Source organism: Lacrimispora xylanisolvens (genome assembly GCF_002934545.1).
Classification (GTDB): Bacteria; Bacillota; Clostridia; order Lachnospirales; family Lachnospiraceae; genus Lacrimispora; species Lacrimispora xylanisolvens.
Genome location: NZ_PTJA01000002.1, coordinates 509,987 through 526,485 on the forward strand (window position 1 = coordinate 509,987; position 16,499 = coordinate 526,485).

Here is a 16,499-nt window from a genome sequence, read left to right on the forward strand (position 1 = left end):
GATGGATTCTAAGAAATGCATTCAGGATTAAAATATTTATCGAACAAATGTTTGCAATGCGGTTCATATTGTGCTATAATGGGGAAAACCGGTTGCTGAGTAACTATGGGTGCGGACTTCATAACATAAGTCCGCATTCGATTGTTGTGAGATTAATAAATTTCAGGATATAACAGGAGTACAGTATGGCAAAACAGTATATTAAGATAAGAGGTGCCAATGAGCACAACCTAAAGAACGTGAGTCTGGACATTCCCAGGAATGAGCTGGTTGTATTAACCGGTCTCAGCGGTTCCGGGAAGTCTTCCCTGGCCTTTGATACCATTTATGCTGAAGGTCAGAGGCGGTATATGGAGTCTCTTTCCTCCTATGCACGGCAGTTCCTTGGCCAGATGGAGAAGCCGGACGTGGAGAGCATTGAAGGTCTGTCACCAGCCATTTCCATTGACCAGAAGTCGACCAACCGGAACCCTCGTTCCACAGTCGGTACCGTTACGGAAATTTATGATTATATGAGGCTTCTTTATGCCAGAATCGGTATCCCCCACTGTCCCAAGTGCGGAAGAGAGATTCGCAAGCAGACCATTGACCAGATGGTGGATCAGATTATGGAGCTGCCTGAGCGCACCAAGATTCAGCTGCTGGCTCCGGTTGTCCGCGGACGAAAGGGTGAACACGCCAAGGTTCTGGAGAGTGCACGCAAGAGCGGATACGTAAGAGTCCGTGTTGACGGCAGTCTCTACGAGCTTTCCGAAGAGATCAAGCTGGACAAGAACATCAAGCACAGTATCGATGTGGTTGTAGACCGTCTGGCCATCCGTGATGGAATCGCAAAGCGTCTTACCGATTCCATTGAGACCGTAATGGAGCTGGCAGGCGGGTTGATGACCGTTGATGTTATTGACGGAGAGCCCATTCATTTCAGCCAGAGCTTTTCCTGTCCGGACTGCGGAATCAGCATTGATGAAGTGGAGCCAAGAAGTTTCTCCTTTAATAACCCCTTTGGAGCCTGTCCGGACTGTTTCGGTCTGGGATACAAGATGGAGTTTGATGAGGATTTAATGATTCCTGATAAGAGTCTAAGCATTGATCAGGGTGCCATCACAGTGCTGGGCTGGCAGTCCTGTACGGATAAGGGAAGCTATACCCGTGCAGTCTTAGATGCTCTTGCCAGAGAATATAAGTTTAGTCTTGATACACCTTTTGAGGACTACCCACAGGAAGTTCATGACATTCTGATTCATGGAACCAAGGGAAAAGAGGTCAAGGTCTACTACAAGGGACAGCGTGGAGAAGGAGTCTACGATGTAGCATTTGAAGGACTGGTACAGAATGTTGCCAGAAGATATCGGGAGACCTATTCTGAATCCTCCAAGGCTGAATATGAGACATTTATGAGAATTACGCCCTGCCCTTCCTGCGGCGGCAAGCGATTAAAGAAGGAATCCCTGGCTGTAACAGTAGGGAATGAGAATATATATGACGCAACCAACATGTCCATCGTCCGTTTCCGTAATTTTATGGACGAGCTGCAGCTGACTGACATGCAGCATGCAATTGGAGATCAGATCTTAAAGGAGATCAGGGCAAGAATTTCCTTCCTTATTGATGTTGGTCTGGATTACCTGTCACTGACCCGTGCTACAGGAACTCTATCTGGTGGGGAAGCTCAGAGAATCAGACTGGCTACCCAGATCGGTTCCGGTCTGGTGGGTGTGGCATACATTTTAGATGAGCCAAGTATAGGTCTTCATCAAAGAGACAATGACAAGCTGTTGAAGACGCTTTTACATCTGAGAGATCTGGGTAACAGTGTAATTGTGGTGGAGCACGACGAAGATACCATGATGGCCGCTGACTATATTGTGGATATCGGACCGGGAGCTGGAGAGCATGGCGGTAATGTAGTCGCTGTCGGCAATGCAAAGCAGATCATGAAGAATAAGGACTCTGTTACCGGCGCTTATTTAAGTGGTAGAATTAAAATTCCGGTTCCCAATGAAAGAAGACAGCCTACAGGTTATCTTACGGTAAAGGGAGCCAGAGAGAACAATTTAAAGAATATTGATGTGACATTCCCACTGGGTGTAATGACATGCGTTACTGGAGTTTCTGGTTCTGGTAAGAGTTCTCTGGTGAATGAAATTCTTTATAAGGCATTGGCTAAGAAGTTAAACCGCGCCAGGACGATTCCTGGGAAGCATAAGGAGATTATTGGAACAGAACAGCTGGATAAGATTATTGCGATTGACCAGTCACCCATTGGAAGAACGCCGAGATCCAATCCAGCCACTTATACAGGTGTGTTTGATCTGATCCGTGATTTATTCTCTTCCACGGCAGATGCCAAGGCAAAGGGGTATTCCAAGGGTAGATTCAGTTTTAACGTGAAAGGCGGACGATGCGAAGCCTGCAGCGGTGATGGTATTATTAAGATCGAGATGCATTTCCTTCCTGATGTTTATGTACCATGTGAGGTTTGTAGTGGAAAGCGGTATAACCGCGAGACATTGGATGTGAAGTATAAGGGAAAGAGCATCTATGATGTTTTAAACATGACCGTAGAGGAAGCTCTGAAGTTTTTTGAAAATGTTCCTACGATTGCAAGGAAGATCTCTACGCTTAATGACGTGGGATTATCCTATATCCGGCTGGGACAGCCATCGACGGAGCTGTCAGGTGGTGAAGCACAGAGAATCAAGCTGGCTACTGAGCTGAGCAAGCGGGGAACTGGCAAGACTATTTATATTCTGGACGAGCCGACCACCGGACTTCACTTTGCTGATGTACACAAGCTGATTGAGATTCTCAGAAAGCTGTCTGAGGGCGGTAATACAGTGGTTGTTATTGAGCATAACTTAGACGTTATAAAGACAGCCGATTATCTGATTGATATTGGTCCGGAAGGCGGAGATAAGGGCGGAACAGTTATCGCTCAGGGAACGCCGGAAGAGGTCGTGAAGTGTCCGGAGTCTTATACCGGTTACTATGTAAAGAAGTATTTAGAGCAGTAGAAGAAGATTTATGAACGGAAGATCCCGGAGATTTTCCTGCCTGATTTCTCTTGCTGTCGTCTGTATGTGAGGATGTATGTGCAGGGGGCAGTTTGGGGGACGGGAATTTCCGGCATTTTCCGTTTTTTCTGTCTGATTGGTGAATAAAACAAGCTGACAGGAACCATTGGTTGTAGGATTCGACATCTTTTTCGCGAAACTTAGAAAATGCTTGTCAAGCCATTGGAAGTAGAATATAATATTATCCAAAGTGCTATTTGTTGAAGCTTAAATTAGGAGGAATACCCGTGAAGAGAGAAATGATTATCGTTCTGGATTTCGGCGGACAGTACAATCAGCTGATTGCCAGAAGAGTCAGAGAATGCAACGTTTACTGTGAGGTCCATCCCCACACACTGCCCCTGGACAAGATTAAGGAAATGAACCCCAAAGGAATCATTTTCACAGGCGGTCCAAACAGTGCCTACAAGGAAGAATCCCCTCGCTGTGAGAAAGAAATCTTTGAAATGGGAATCCCGATCCTTGGAATCTGCTATGGCTCCCAGTTAATTGCTCATATGCTTGGCGGTAAGGTTGCCACAGCTCCTGTCAGCGAGTATGGTAAGACGGAAGTTACCACGGTAGTTGGCAGCAAAATATTAGAGGATGTTAGTCCAAAGACCATCTGCTGGATGAGTCATACGGATTATATAGAGACAGCACCGGAAGGATTTACTGTTACCGCTCATACTCCGGTATGCCCGGTTGCAGGTATGGAATGTGAAGAGAAGGGGCTTTACGCTGTTCAGTTCCACCCTGAGGTTATGCACACACAGGAAGGAACCAAGATGCTTTCCAACTTCGTTTACAATGTGTGTAAATGTACTGGTGACTGGAAGATGGATTCTTTTGTGGAGACTTCTATTCAGTCCATTAAAGAGAAGGTTGGAGACGGAAAGGTTCTTTGTGCGCTGTCCGGCGGTGTAGATTCTTCTGTGGCAGCGGTTATGCTTGCAAAGGCGGTTGGGAAACAGCTTACCTGCGTATTCGTTGATCACGGTCTGCTTCGTAAGAACGAAGGTGACGAGGTTGAGGCGGTATTCGGACCTGCTGGCCCATATGATTTAAACTTTATCCGGGTGAATGCTCAGGAACGTTTCTATGAGAAACTGAACGGGGTGGAAGATCCGGAGACAAAGCGGAAGATTATTGGCGAAGAATTTATCCGTGTGTTTGAGGATGAAGCGAAGAAGATTGGCGTAGTGGATTATTTTGTGCAGGGAACCATTTATCCGGATGTGATTGAGTCAGGTCTTGGTAAGTCAGCTGTGATCAAGTCCCATCATAATGTGGGCGGACTTCCTGAGCATGTGGATTTCAAAGAGATTATTGAGCCACTTCGTCTGTTGTTTAAGGACGAGGTTCGTAAAGCTGGTCTGGAACTTGGAATTCCGGAATATCTGGTTTATCGTCAGCCATTCCCGGGTCCAGGGCTTGGTGTAAGGATTATTGGTGCAGTTACACCGGAAAAGGTAAGGATTGTACAGGAAGCAGATGCGATTTATAGAGAAGAGATTGCTAAGGCAGGCGTGGATAAGGGACTGGGACAGTACTTTGCTGCACTTACTAATATGCGTTCGGTTGGATGCATGGGCGATGAGAGAACCTATGATTATGCAATTGCTTTGAGAGCAGTATTGACTTCTGATTTCATGACTGCGGAATCTGCAGAGCTTCCTTGGGAGGTTCTGGGGGTTGTGACCAGAAGGATTGTGAATGAAGTGAAGGGCGTGAACCGGGTGTTGTATGACTGTACGGGGAAACCGCCGGCTACGATTGAGTTTGAGTAATTAATAAGAGCCCCCAAACCCGGTATTTTACGTGGATTTGCGGGCTCTCTTTGTGTACTATGTAATCAAAGGAAAATATATTTTAGAAAGATAAGCTGTTGTATAAAAAATAGTTAGTTTCTAGAGCAAAAAGAGAAATTAAGTAATAGAAAATTATTTTTAATGTTGGAGCTAGGACATTTTGTATGTTATAATTTAACATAACTGTTTCGATACTTTTATTAATAACACAATATAAATTGATTTAACTATGATTAGTATAGGATTGGTCAAATTAAAATTAATTAATAACTATAAGGAGATTTATGATGAGAGAATTTACGGCAGTTAGTTTGTTCTGTGGGGCGGGAGGTCTTGATATGGGATTTGATCGAGCTGGATTTCGCACTATATGGGCTAATGATTATAATGCGGATGCTTGTAGAACTCATCAGAATTGGAGCAATGCTGAAGTAATTTGTGGTGATATCTCAAAAATAGAATTAGATACTATTCCAATTTCTGATGTTATTCTTGGAGGTTTTCCTTGCCAAGGCTTTAGTTTAAGTGGACCTAGAAAAATTGATGATTCAAGAAATATTTTATACAAACATTATGTTAAAATAGTTGCTGATAAGCAACCCAAAATATTCGTTGGAGAGAATGTTAAAGGTCTTTTAACAATGGGGAATGGTCAGATAATTGAGGCTATAATCGAAGAGTTTTCATCATGTGGTTATAATGTTTTTTATCAATTAGTGAATGCTAAAAATTTTGGTGTGCCACAGGATAGAGAAAGAGTTATAATTTATGGATTTAGAAAAGACCTTCTTGTTGAAAACTTTGAATTACCGATACCAGAATTACCTATTGTGACATTAAAAGATGCATTAAATGGATTAGCAGAGCCAAAGGAAGATGAAGTATGTAATGCTCCATATTCATCCAGATATATGTCCCGAAATAGAAAGCGTAATTGGAACCAAGTTTCTTACACTATACCTGCTATGGCTAAACAGGTTGCTCTTTATCCTGGTTCGCCTGATATGCATAAACTGGATAAAGATTTATGGGAATTTGGTAAAAATGGAATTACTAGAAGACTCAGTTGGCGCGAAGCAGCAGCTATACAAACATTTCCTAAGGACCTGGAGTTTTATGGAGACTTAACAAGTAAATATAAACAGATTGGTAATGCTGTTCCTGTTACTTTAGGGGAATATGTAGCTAATGAGTTAAAAAAAGTATTGAAAGAGAGGGATGGAGTTTTATGGGGACAGGGATTCAGACCTCAAACGGAAAAGCATTTGAATATGCATGTATCATAGCATTATGTGAACATCTTTCTGATGGACAGGAAATTGTTATAAAACAGTCCCCTCAGATGATTACAGCCCAAAGACTTTATGACGATATTTCGGATGATATGAAGGATCATCTTGATGATGCTGCTAGAGCTTCAGTAAGAATTATAAAGAGATTAGAACCTCAATTATGCGAGGTGGATGGAAATGAACCACTTTATCTATCGCTTCAAGCTGATGCTGCCGGAATTAAAGGGGATGTGAGAGATGTATTGTGTTTAAGGAAACAAAATGGGTGGGAAATTGGTTTATCATGTAAGCACAACCACCATGCAGTAAAGCATAGTAGATTATCGGATACAATAGATTTTGGTAAAGAGTGGCTTGGCATTCCGTGTTCAAAAACTTATTTTAATAAAGTTGTTCCATTATTTACCCAATTACGTGTTATACGGGATGCGAGCAAAACAAAAGGGGAACCTATATTATGGAATAATATGTCTGATAAAGCTGAAAAATATTATATTCCTATTTTAGAAGCATTTATAGAAGAGTTGAAACGGATAGCGACTGAAAATGTAAACATACCAGAAAAGTTAATTCGTTATTTACTTGGTAGATATGACTTCTATAAAGTTATAACAGATGATAAAAATCGAACAACTCGAGTTGAGGCTGTTAATATTGCTGGCACATTAAATAAGCAATCAGGTCATCTAAAAGCTATTACAAAAATACCTTTGTTAAAAATGCCAATGCAGTTTTATCACATTGGATTTAAGCCAGGTTCTAATAATACAATTGAAGTCGTTTGTGATGAAGGGTGGCAGATATCAATGAGAATACATAGTGCTAGCTCTAAAATAGAACCATCGTTAAAGTTTGATGTGAATCTTATTTCATTACCATCATCTGTTTACACGCAAGTAGAACCTTGGGATAATGATTTAAATCAAAACAGAAGTCAAAGGCTTGGAACGTATGCAAAAAAAATACTTAAAATAGACAATACTGTAGAATGAATATAATTTCATTGGACTCAGACCATTGGCTTTTACTGTTTCAATTAGGGTGTATATATCAATACTTGCCTCGGTCCTTTGGGGCTGGCAAAGAACAGCCAGTTCATTTGCCAATTGTAGAGGGACGAATACTATTTTTGACCATTTATTTTTATATAATAAAATTGGTCGAAAGTTGTATTTGATCATTCTGTGTAGGTAAACCAGCAGGCACAACATTGATTTAAATGACGGGGGGCTGATGGTGTTGCTGCCTTATATAGACCTGCTGCAAAAAGCAAAAGTGAATGGTCTTAAAAGCCGTATAAGTACGTCTTGCTTGAGCTATTTATGCATTATCCAAGTGTGCATATGTGTATGCTAACTACCGGTCAGGGTTAGACAACCTTGTAGAATCAAGGAAATACGGCTCTTTACTTTACCTGGAAGCCATATTAAGGCGTGGAAATAGCAATTCATCAAATGATGGCTTGTTATTTTTACGTTTTTTTGTTTCAAATTTGAGCGAATGAAATATATTACGGAATATAGAGATTTGCTCTATCTTTATTCTAAAGTGAAAACCTTAGCCTTGGTAATGTCTGTCATTTCTAGGGCTGACTATATTGAAGCTTATTTAAAAAAGAATTTAACAACAAAAAAATTTACTAAATTAGCTAGTGATTACTTATTTAATCTAGAAAAAACTTATTATATCTAGACAATGCTAGTATATTGTTGCATTTTTACAATGTTCATGTTATATTATTGTAAATAATACAAGTTATGAAATTCAGAGGAGGATTTTTTATGAGTTTAGGTATTAATATACCTATTGTGTCACAGGGGTTTGATTCAGCACAGGATATTGTAGAAAGACATAATAAGAAACTGTCTGAAACAAAGGAGTATGTATATTTTAGCACATCTAATAGGATAGATCCTAAAAAAGCAGAAGATGTAGATTATATTTTGCTCTCAAATCAATATGGTCTTCGGTATCTATGCCAAGTTGTAGATTATATTTTTTATGTCGATAAAGGAATTCCAGTGGATTCTGTAGTTTATAGCCCTAAAAAATATGCTGATGTGCCTGTAAAACATTGGTTTAAGATTTGCTCAATAGAAATAATGGAATCAGAAGAGGTTAGAAAATTTATTCCTCTAAATCAAGCTGTGATACAGAAATATGGAAATGTGGAATCTTATATTGAAAATACAAAACGCTTACAGATTTTTTATTTTAAAAAATAGATAATACAAACAATAACTTTTAGATGGATAAATTAAAGGAGGTATTCCAATGGAAGATAAAGATAAATTAATACAAAAATTGCAACAAAAAGTATATATTCTCGAATCCAAAGTGGAATACCTTCAAGGCATTTTAAAAGAAGCAAATATTAATTATGAATATAGAATAAAACAATTTGAAGAGACAGTAATGCGTACTGATTCTATTTCAAGTAAAAAAAACCAAGGAGCTTGCATCCTCCCAGAAGTAATAACTCAAAATCATGCTAAATATTTTTATTCTATGTTTAAAGGAAGAATGGATGTATATAGTAAGCGTGGTGGTAAACCAAATTTCAAAACAGGTAAGACTGGCTACTATACACAATGTTGGAATTTTTGGAAAGACGGGATATGTCCCAAGAAGACTGGTAACAAGATAAAGTGTGGAGATTGTAAGAATCAAAACTATAAGCCCCTGATTGGTGAAAATATAATGCAACACCTAAAAGGTGAAAGGGAAGATTGCTCGGACGTCATTGCTCTATATCCGATGTTTCCAGATGAAACTTGCAATTTTCTGGTCTTTGATTTTGATAATCACGATGAAAAGACAAATGGAGACGATTTTGCAAATACTGACAATGAATGGATGGAAGAGGTAAATGCAATGCGTACCATTTGTAAAAATAATAATATTTATATATTGGTGGAACGATCCCGGTCAGGGAAAGGCGCACATATCTGGATGTTTTTTGAAGAATCTATTCCAGCATCTCTTGCCAGAAAATTTGGAACAGCATTGCTAACTAAAGGAGCGGAATCTGTAAATCAAAAGAATTTTAAATCGTATGATAGAATGTTACCAGCCCAGGATCATATGCCAGAGGGTGGATTAGGGAATCTGATTGCATTGCCACTACAAGGACAGGCTTTGAAATATGGTAACAGTGCTTTTATTGATGAAAAGTGGGAAGTATATCCTAATCAATGGAACGCCCTCAAAGAAACCAATAAGATATCCAAGGTATTCATGGAAGAAAAAATAAAAGAGTGGACGTCAGAAGGATTGCTAGGAGTTCTCGCAGAAGATATGAGTGGAAATGTTGAAAAGAATAACAACGAAGAATCAAAGCCATGGGAAAAGAAAAAACAAAGGCTGGAGTCTTCTGATGTTGATGGCACTTTAAGCATTACATTTGCAAACCAGATATATATAGATATCGAGAATGTTAAACCACGGTTACAGAATCAAATTCGAAGATTAGCTGCATTTAGTAATCCTGAGTTTTATAAAAATCAGGCGATGGGTTTTTCTACACAGGGGACTGCAAGAATTATATCCTGCAGTCAGGAGGCAGATCACTATATTTGCCTGCCGCGTGGTTGTGAGGACAAACTAGTTGAAAAGCTTACGGATTCTGGTGTACCATTTAAAAAAGATGATTGCAGGCAAGTTGGTAGAAGTATATCAGTATCTTTTTGTGGAGAACTGTATTCAGAACAAAAGAAAGCAGCCAATAAAATGCTTGACTATGATACTGGGATACTTGGAGCTGCTACAGCATTTGGAAAAACAGCAGTTGGTGCCTATCTGGTATCCGCACGTAAAGTGAACACTTTAATATTGGTGCATAACACAGAAATTATGAAGAACTGGGTAGAAGATTTTGAAAAGTTCCTACATATTAAGGAGGAGCCACCAGAGTATATAACAGCTACCGGAAGGATAAAGAAGAGAAAGAGTGTAATTGGACGTATGTATGCAGGACATAATTCGGTTACTGGAATTATAGATGTTGTAATGATTTCATCTCTTGGTAAAAAAGGTGAAATCAACCGGATCGTGAAAGATTATGGATTAGTTATTATGGATGAATGTCACCATGGGGCTTCGCAGACAGCAGAAGAAGTGTTAAATGAAATAAATGCAAAATTTGTTTATGGGCTGACTGCAACACCAAAACGCGATGATGGTCAGGAGCAGAAAGTATTTATGCAGTTTGGTCCAATTCGATATCGTTATACAGCAAAAGACAGGGCAAAAGAACAGGGAATAAAACATTTTGTTTATCCCCGGTTTACAAGGCTGGTACATCCTGAAGGAGAAACGCTAAAAATAAATGATGCATATCAAATGGTCAGAGAAAGCGATGTCAGAAATAATCTGATTATTTCTGATGTAGAAGATTGCCTTGCAAATGGAAGAACACCTTTGGTATTGACAAAATTCAAAGATCATGCAGCTTTTTTATATGATAAGTTAAGTGGGAATGCGGATCATGTTTTCTTGTTGCAGGGTGGGAAAAGTGCCAAAGAGCGAGACTTAATTAGAAAGCAAATGAAGGAAGTATCAGAAAATGAGACAATTATACTTGTGGCAATAGGACAATATATTGGTGAAGGGTTTAATTATCCAAGGCTTGATACCTTGATGTTAACGACGCCGATTGCATGGCAGGGAAATGTAGAACAATATGCAGGACGATTACATAGAGATTTTGAAGGAAAACAGGATGTAATTATTTATGATTATGTAGATTCCCATATCCGCGTGCTGGAAAGAATGTATCATAAGAGGCTTCGTGCATATAAAAAAATAGGCTATGAAATATGCTTAGCATTAACAGATAATAAACAGACTGCAAATGCTATTTACGATAATGAATCATATGGAGAAATTTATGAAAAGGATCTTCTTGAAGCGAATAGCAATATTATTATTTCTAGCCCAGGTATTAATGAAAAGAAAGTTAGTCGAATTATTTCATTGATGAGAGAAAGACAAGAATCCGGTGTGACTTTAATAGTTATAACCTTGAAGGCAGAATGTTATCCTGAAAACAGGTTTGAGAAAACCACACAATTAATTAATAAGCTAATAGGAGTTGGAATAAAGGTTATGCAAAAACCAATTATGCATGAACACTATGCGATTATTGATGGAGAAATTGTATGGTATGGTAGCATGAATTTACTGTCTGGAGAAAAAGAAGATGACAACTTGATGAGAGTTGTGAGTAGGGAAATTGCACAGGAGCTTATGGAGATTACATTTGGAACTGTAGTATATTAATAACCCCTTACATATGTGATATAAAATAACCATTTAATGCAATGATTAGTATCTTTAATGTAACTCCCTATTGCTTTCCCAGTCTTGATGTTTATGGTATTCTGAATAAGAAAGTAATCATAGAAATGGAGGATTAATAAAAATGACATTCTCAGACAAATTACAGATTATCCGAAAATCCAAAGGCATCACCCAGGAAGAATTAGCAGAAAAATTAAATGTATCCCGTCAGGCGGTAACAAAATGGGAGAGTGGCATGGTATACCCGGACATAATGAATCTAATACAATTAAGTGAACTATTCCATATAACGGTTGATTACCTTGTCAAAGACAATCAATGCAGCAAATCTCTAGAAATCACCTGTGATAATGACATGGACGAACTAATAGATTTTAAATTGGAAGCAATCAAAAACACTTACGCTGGCTATGCTGAAACTTGTGGCGCATCAAGACCTGGTTCAAACGATTATACCTACACAAAAGGTGATTACCAATATTATGATACGTGGTTAGGTGGGGAAAAGTTTTCCGGAGAGGAAGCTATCTGGAAAAAGGGAAAAGCAATTTATTCGATGAATTACTTTGGAAGAAACTTAGACGAGAGATTTAGCGGTGATTTTTTAAAAGAAGTATTAGGATCTGCAACAAAAGAATTACCTTATAGAGGTCCTGAATTTTATCAATCCGGAGAGTACACATATAAAACTAAGGTAATTGGAGATATGGACTGGTTCCAGGGATATGAAGAGATTTACTGCCAGAATATTAAAGTTTATGAATGTTTTTATCATGGAGGTATGTTGGTATAGTGAAGTAGCAGTTATTCCATTCTAAGATAATGTAAAGACCCCTGCAATAGTGTTAAATTAGATTAATGATTCAATTAGAGAGGTTCAATTTGAGCTTCTCTTTTTTGTGTTTTTTAAGTAGTAACAAGACAATTTAAAATTATCACCAAATACGTCTAATCTATTAATTTGCTCTTCTTCAAGGATCGGTGACTTAAAATGGACTCCAGCAGAACTGGATCGGACAACCGGAACAGGATCAACTACAATTAGTGGATTTTACCATGGGACGGTTGAGACAGAGGGGCGGAAAACTCCTTAAGAATTAGAAAATATACCCCTCTCCGCCGCCTGAATTATCGTCATTCAGTTCATCCATTTCATAAAGAAAATAATTCCTACAGAAGGTCTTCGTCACTTATAGGACATCTTCAGCATATACTTACCTTAGGGTTGTTTTAACACAAGTGCCGTTCGTTGAGTCCAATAATTTTTATTTAATACCATTGATTGGTACCATTTGGACTCTGATTTCCTACGGATAAAATATGATAAAAGTAAATTATATTTTATACTCAACTAAGTTATAAGATTAAAAATCAAATTTAAATAAAGCATTTGCAAAATCAAAAATAAAGCTTTTTAACATCATACTCAACGAATATAATCCCGGAACTTACGTTGGAATTTACCTGTATGTGGCATATGCTAAAAACCATTGAGTCTCAAAGGAAGGTACCATAATTTTCAGTGAAAGGAGTGATTCCATTGGATAATTTAAGTATTTTATCGTTTTGAAGATTCGTCGATTTTTTAGTATAAGAGGAGGTTATTTTAAAATGCAAAAAAAATCATTAAAAGAGCCCACAGGTGCTTATCAGAAAAGGTTCCTGGAATTATGGGAGATACTCCACGATTCCCAAAATGGATATTTCAGTCCCCAGGGAGTCCCCTATCATAGCATAGAAACCCTAATGGTAGAAGCCCCCGACTACGGTCATGTAACTACCAGTGAAACATTAAGCTATTATATCTGGCTCGAGGCCATGTATGGCAAATTCACCGGTGATTTCTCCGGTTTCAAAAAAGCATGGGATATTGCAGAAACCTATATCATCCCAACAGAAAAAGACCAGCCCAACAGCAGTATGTCTGGATACAATGCCAGTAAACCCGCCACCTATGCCCCTGAATGGGAGCTGCCAAGTCTTTATCCAGCCAAATTAGATTCTGGCGCAGCGGTAGGAACAGATCCAATCTATAACGATTTAAAATCAACCTATGGCACTTCTGTTATCTACGGCATGCACTGGCTGTTAGATGCGGACAACTGGTATGGTTTTGGCAGACGGGGAGATGGCAAGTCTGCACCGTCTTATATCAATACCTTCCAGAGAGGAAGAGAAGAATCTACCTGGGAGACAATTCCTCAGCCGTGCTGGGATGACATGCGTTTCGGTGGTAAAAATGGATTCCTGGATCTGTTTACCGGAGACAGCAATTACGCAAAACAGTTCAAGTATACCGATGCACCCGATGCAGATTCCCGGGCAATACAGGCGACATACTGGGCAGACCAGTGGGCCAGTGAATATGGGGTGGATCTTGAAACCTATATTGGCAAGGCAAGCAAAATGGGTGACTATTTAAGGTATGCCATGTTTGATAAATATTTCCGTAAAATTGGATCGTCAACTGCTGCCGGCACCGGTTACGATGCAGCTCATTATCTGCTCAGCTGGTATTATGCATGGGGTGGCGGCGAGAACGCAAACTGGTCATGGGTCATTGGATGCAGTCACAGCCATTTTGGTTACCAGAATCCCATGGCAGCCTGGATATTGTCACAGAATGATGAATTCAAACCACTTTCCCGTAATGGCGTAAGTGACTGGAGTAAGAGTCTGGAGAGACAGTTGGAATTCTATCAGTGGCTGCAGTCCGATGAAGGCGGAATTGCAGGTGGTGTCTCCAATTCTAATAAAGGCCGTTATGAAAGCTGGCCTTCAGGAACCGCAACCTTTTATGGAATGGGCTATCAGGAACACCCTGTATATGCCGATCCGGGAAGCAACCGGTGGTTTGGATTCCAGGCATGGTCAATGCAGCGTGTAGCAGAGTATTATTACAAAACAAACAATTTAAAGGCAAAAGCCTTACTGGATAAATGGGTTAAATGGATTAAAACTGTTGTTAAACTTAATGCAGACGGAACCTTTGCGATTCCTGATAATCTGGACTGGTCCGGCCAGCCTGATAATTGGACAGGATCCTATACCGGAAATCCCAATCTGCATGTAAATGTAAGCACCTATGGCACGGACCTTGGCGTGTCAGGATCCCTCGCCAACACCTTACTGTATTACAGCAAAGCTTCCGGTGACGATGAAGCCAGAGTACTTGCAAAAGAATTATTAGACCGTATGTGGAATTTATACAAAGGTGACAAAGGACTTTCCGTTCCCGAACAAAGGAATGACTATAGCCGCTTCTTTGATCAGGAAGTCTATGTACCGTCTGGATGGACAGGAACCATGCCAAACGGAGATGAGATTAAATCAGGAGTTAAGTTTATAGATATCCGTTCAAAATACAAAGATGATCCTGATTTTCAGAAGGTTGAGAACGCTTACAAAAGAGGAACAGCTCCGGTATTAAATTACCACCGCTTCTGGGCACAGTGTGATATTGCCATTGCAAATGGTGTATATTCCATGCTGTTTGAAGAAGGAGGAGAACCGGTAAACAACTCTGCCATTGTTCCCACATCAGCGGCTTTTGACAAAAAGGCAGGCAACCAGAAAGACATTAAAGTCACTCTTACCTTAAACGGAAATACCTTTATCGGGATTAAAGAGGGAAATAATTATTTAACAGAGGGTGTGGAGTACACCTTAACCGATAATACAGTTGTATTATTAAAAACCTATCTGGGAGAAAAAGAAGTCGGGAAATTAAAACTCACCTTCGACTTCAGCGCAGGAACTGACCCGGTACTTGTCCTGACTATAACAGATTCTTCAATACCAGTCGGAAACATCCAAGTACAAATGTATAATGATTCCACAAACCCACAGGTAAGTTCAATTGTACCGAAGTTTAAACTCACCAACACCGGAAAGACCAGTATCACACTTACAGATTTAAAACTCAGATATTATTACACCATAGACGAAGAAAAGGACCAGAATTTCTGGTGTGACTGGTCTACAGTCGGCAGCAGTAATGTAACAGGTACCTTTGTGAAAATGTCAGAAGCAAAGCCAGGTGCAGATTATTACCTGGAAATCGGATTTACAGCTGGAGCCGGTAAACTGGCAGAAGGTCAGTCCATTGAAGTACCGGTAAGATTCAATAAAATTGATTGGAGCAGTTATACGCAGACAGGAGATTATTCCTTTTCTAAATCAGGCAGCAGTTATGCAGACTGGACAAAAATCACAGGATATGTATCTGGCAGCCTGAAATGGGGAGTAGAGCCGTAATAAAAGCGTAGAGCTTAAAAATATATAAATTCTGGCCCAGATATCAGAAGACTGGATTTGGGTCAGGATTATCATAAGAACCCGTAAGGATGCGTTTCATCAATCGATCAGCGTACGAAACGATTGATAAGGAGATATAACTATGCGTACAAAAAAAATTACCACCCTTGCGGCTCAGCCGTCAAAAAAAGAGTCAAGTTATAATTACGGAGAAGCATTACAAAAAGCAATTATGTTTTATGAGTTCCAACGTTCCGGAAAACTGCCTTCTGATATCCGCAATAACTGGAGAGGAGATTCTGGGATGTCTGACGGTTCAGACGCAGGGATCGATTTAACTGGAGGCTGGTACGACGCAGGAGATCATGTGAAATTTAATCTCCCCATGGCTTATTCAGCCGCCATGCTGGCCTGGAGCGTATATGAGGCGGAGGATGCCTTAAAAGAAAGTGGTCAGTTAGAGTATTTATTAAAGGAAATCAAATGGGTAACTGATTATCTGATCAAGTGCCACCCAACGGCAGATGTCTTTTACTACCAGGTGGGAAATGGCAATACGGATCATTCCTGGTGGGGGCCGGCAGAAGTAATGCAGATGGGAAGACCGTCCTATCGGGTTGATGTTAACAGTCCAGGTTCTTCCGTATCAGCGGCGGCAGCGGCAGCTCTCGCGGCAGCAGCAGCCATTTTTTGTGTGACAGTAAAAAATAAACCCCCTGCTATGCAGGGGGAGGGCTGATCTTTAGATATAAGTTACTCCTGTGCTAAAATAAATGTAGGTCTGC

9 protein-coding genes are annotated in these 16,499 nt (G+C 39.8%); all 9 read left to right on the forward strand.

Features of this window, described 5'->3' with window-relative positions; genetic code table 11:
- The first annotated feature begins 185 nt into the window (after positions 1-185).
- Positions 186-3,014, forward strand: coding sequence for an excinuclease ABC subunit UvrA (uvrA, locus tag BXY41_RS05655; protein WP_104435591.1), 2,829 nt, complete (start codon positions 186-188; stop codon positions 3,012-3,014).
- A 287-nt stretch (positions 3,015-3,301) separates the two neighbouring features.
- Positions 3,302-4,843: a glutamine-hydrolyzing GMP synthase gene (guaA, locus tag BXY41_RS05660; RefSeq protein ID WP_104435593.1), complete on the forward strand. Its 1,542-nt coding sequence runs from the start codon at positions 3,302-3,304 to the stop codon at positions 4,841-4,843.
- A gap of 308 nt (positions 4,844-5,151) precedes the next feature.
- Positions 5,152-6,150 carry a DNA cytosine methyltransferase gene (locus BXY41_RS05665; RefSeq protein ID WP_104435595.1) on the forward strand — a complete coding sequence of 333 codons (999 nt, stop codon included), beginning with the start codon at positions 5,152-5,154 and terminating at the stop codon, positions 6,148-6,150.
- Entirely contained in the window at positions 6,093-7,148 is a 1,056-nt protein-coding gene (locus tag BXY41_RS05670) for a HaeIII family restriction endonuclease (RefSeq protein ID WP_104435597.1), read from the forward strand. Before BXY41_RS05665 ends, BXY41_RS05670 begins: the two co-directional genes overlap by 58 nt.
- A 789-nt stretch (positions 7,149-7,937) precedes the next feature.
- Positions 7,938-8,381, forward strand: coding sequence for a hypothetical protein (locus BXY41_RS05675; RefSeq protein WP_104435599.1), 444 nt, complete (start codon positions 7,938-7,940; stop codon positions 8,379-8,381).
- Between the two features lie 49 nt (positions 8,382-8,430).
- Complete coding sequence (locus BXY41_RS05680) at positions 8,431-11,436, forward strand: TOTE conflict system archaeo-eukaryotic primase domain-containing protein (protein ID WP_104435601.1); 3,006 nt, start codon at positions 8,431-8,433, stop codon at positions 11,434-11,436.
- Positions 11,437-11,578: 142 nt separating this feature from the next.
- Positions 11,579-12,250 carry a DUF5680 domain-containing protein gene (locus BXY41_RS05685; protein ID WP_104435604.1) on the forward strand — a complete coding sequence of 224 codons (672 nt, stop codon included), beginning with the start codon at positions 11,579-11,581 and terminating at the stop codon, positions 12,248-12,250.
- Positions 12,251-13,068: 818 nt separating this feature from the next.
- Positions 13,069-15,714 carry a glycoside hydrolase family 48 protein gene (locus BXY41_RS05690; protein ID WP_104435606.1) on the forward strand — a complete coding sequence of 882 codons (2,646 nt, stop codon included), beginning with the start codon at positions 13,069-13,071 and terminating at the stop codon, positions 15,712-15,714.
- 142 nt (positions 15,715-15,856) lie between these two features.
- A complete protein-coding gene (locus tag BXY41_RS05695) occupies positions 15,857-16,453 on the forward strand; it encodes a glycoside hydrolase family 9 protein (RefSeq protein ID WP_104435608.1) in 597 nt (198 codons plus the stop codon).
- Positions 16,454-16,499 lie beyond the last annotated feature (46 nt).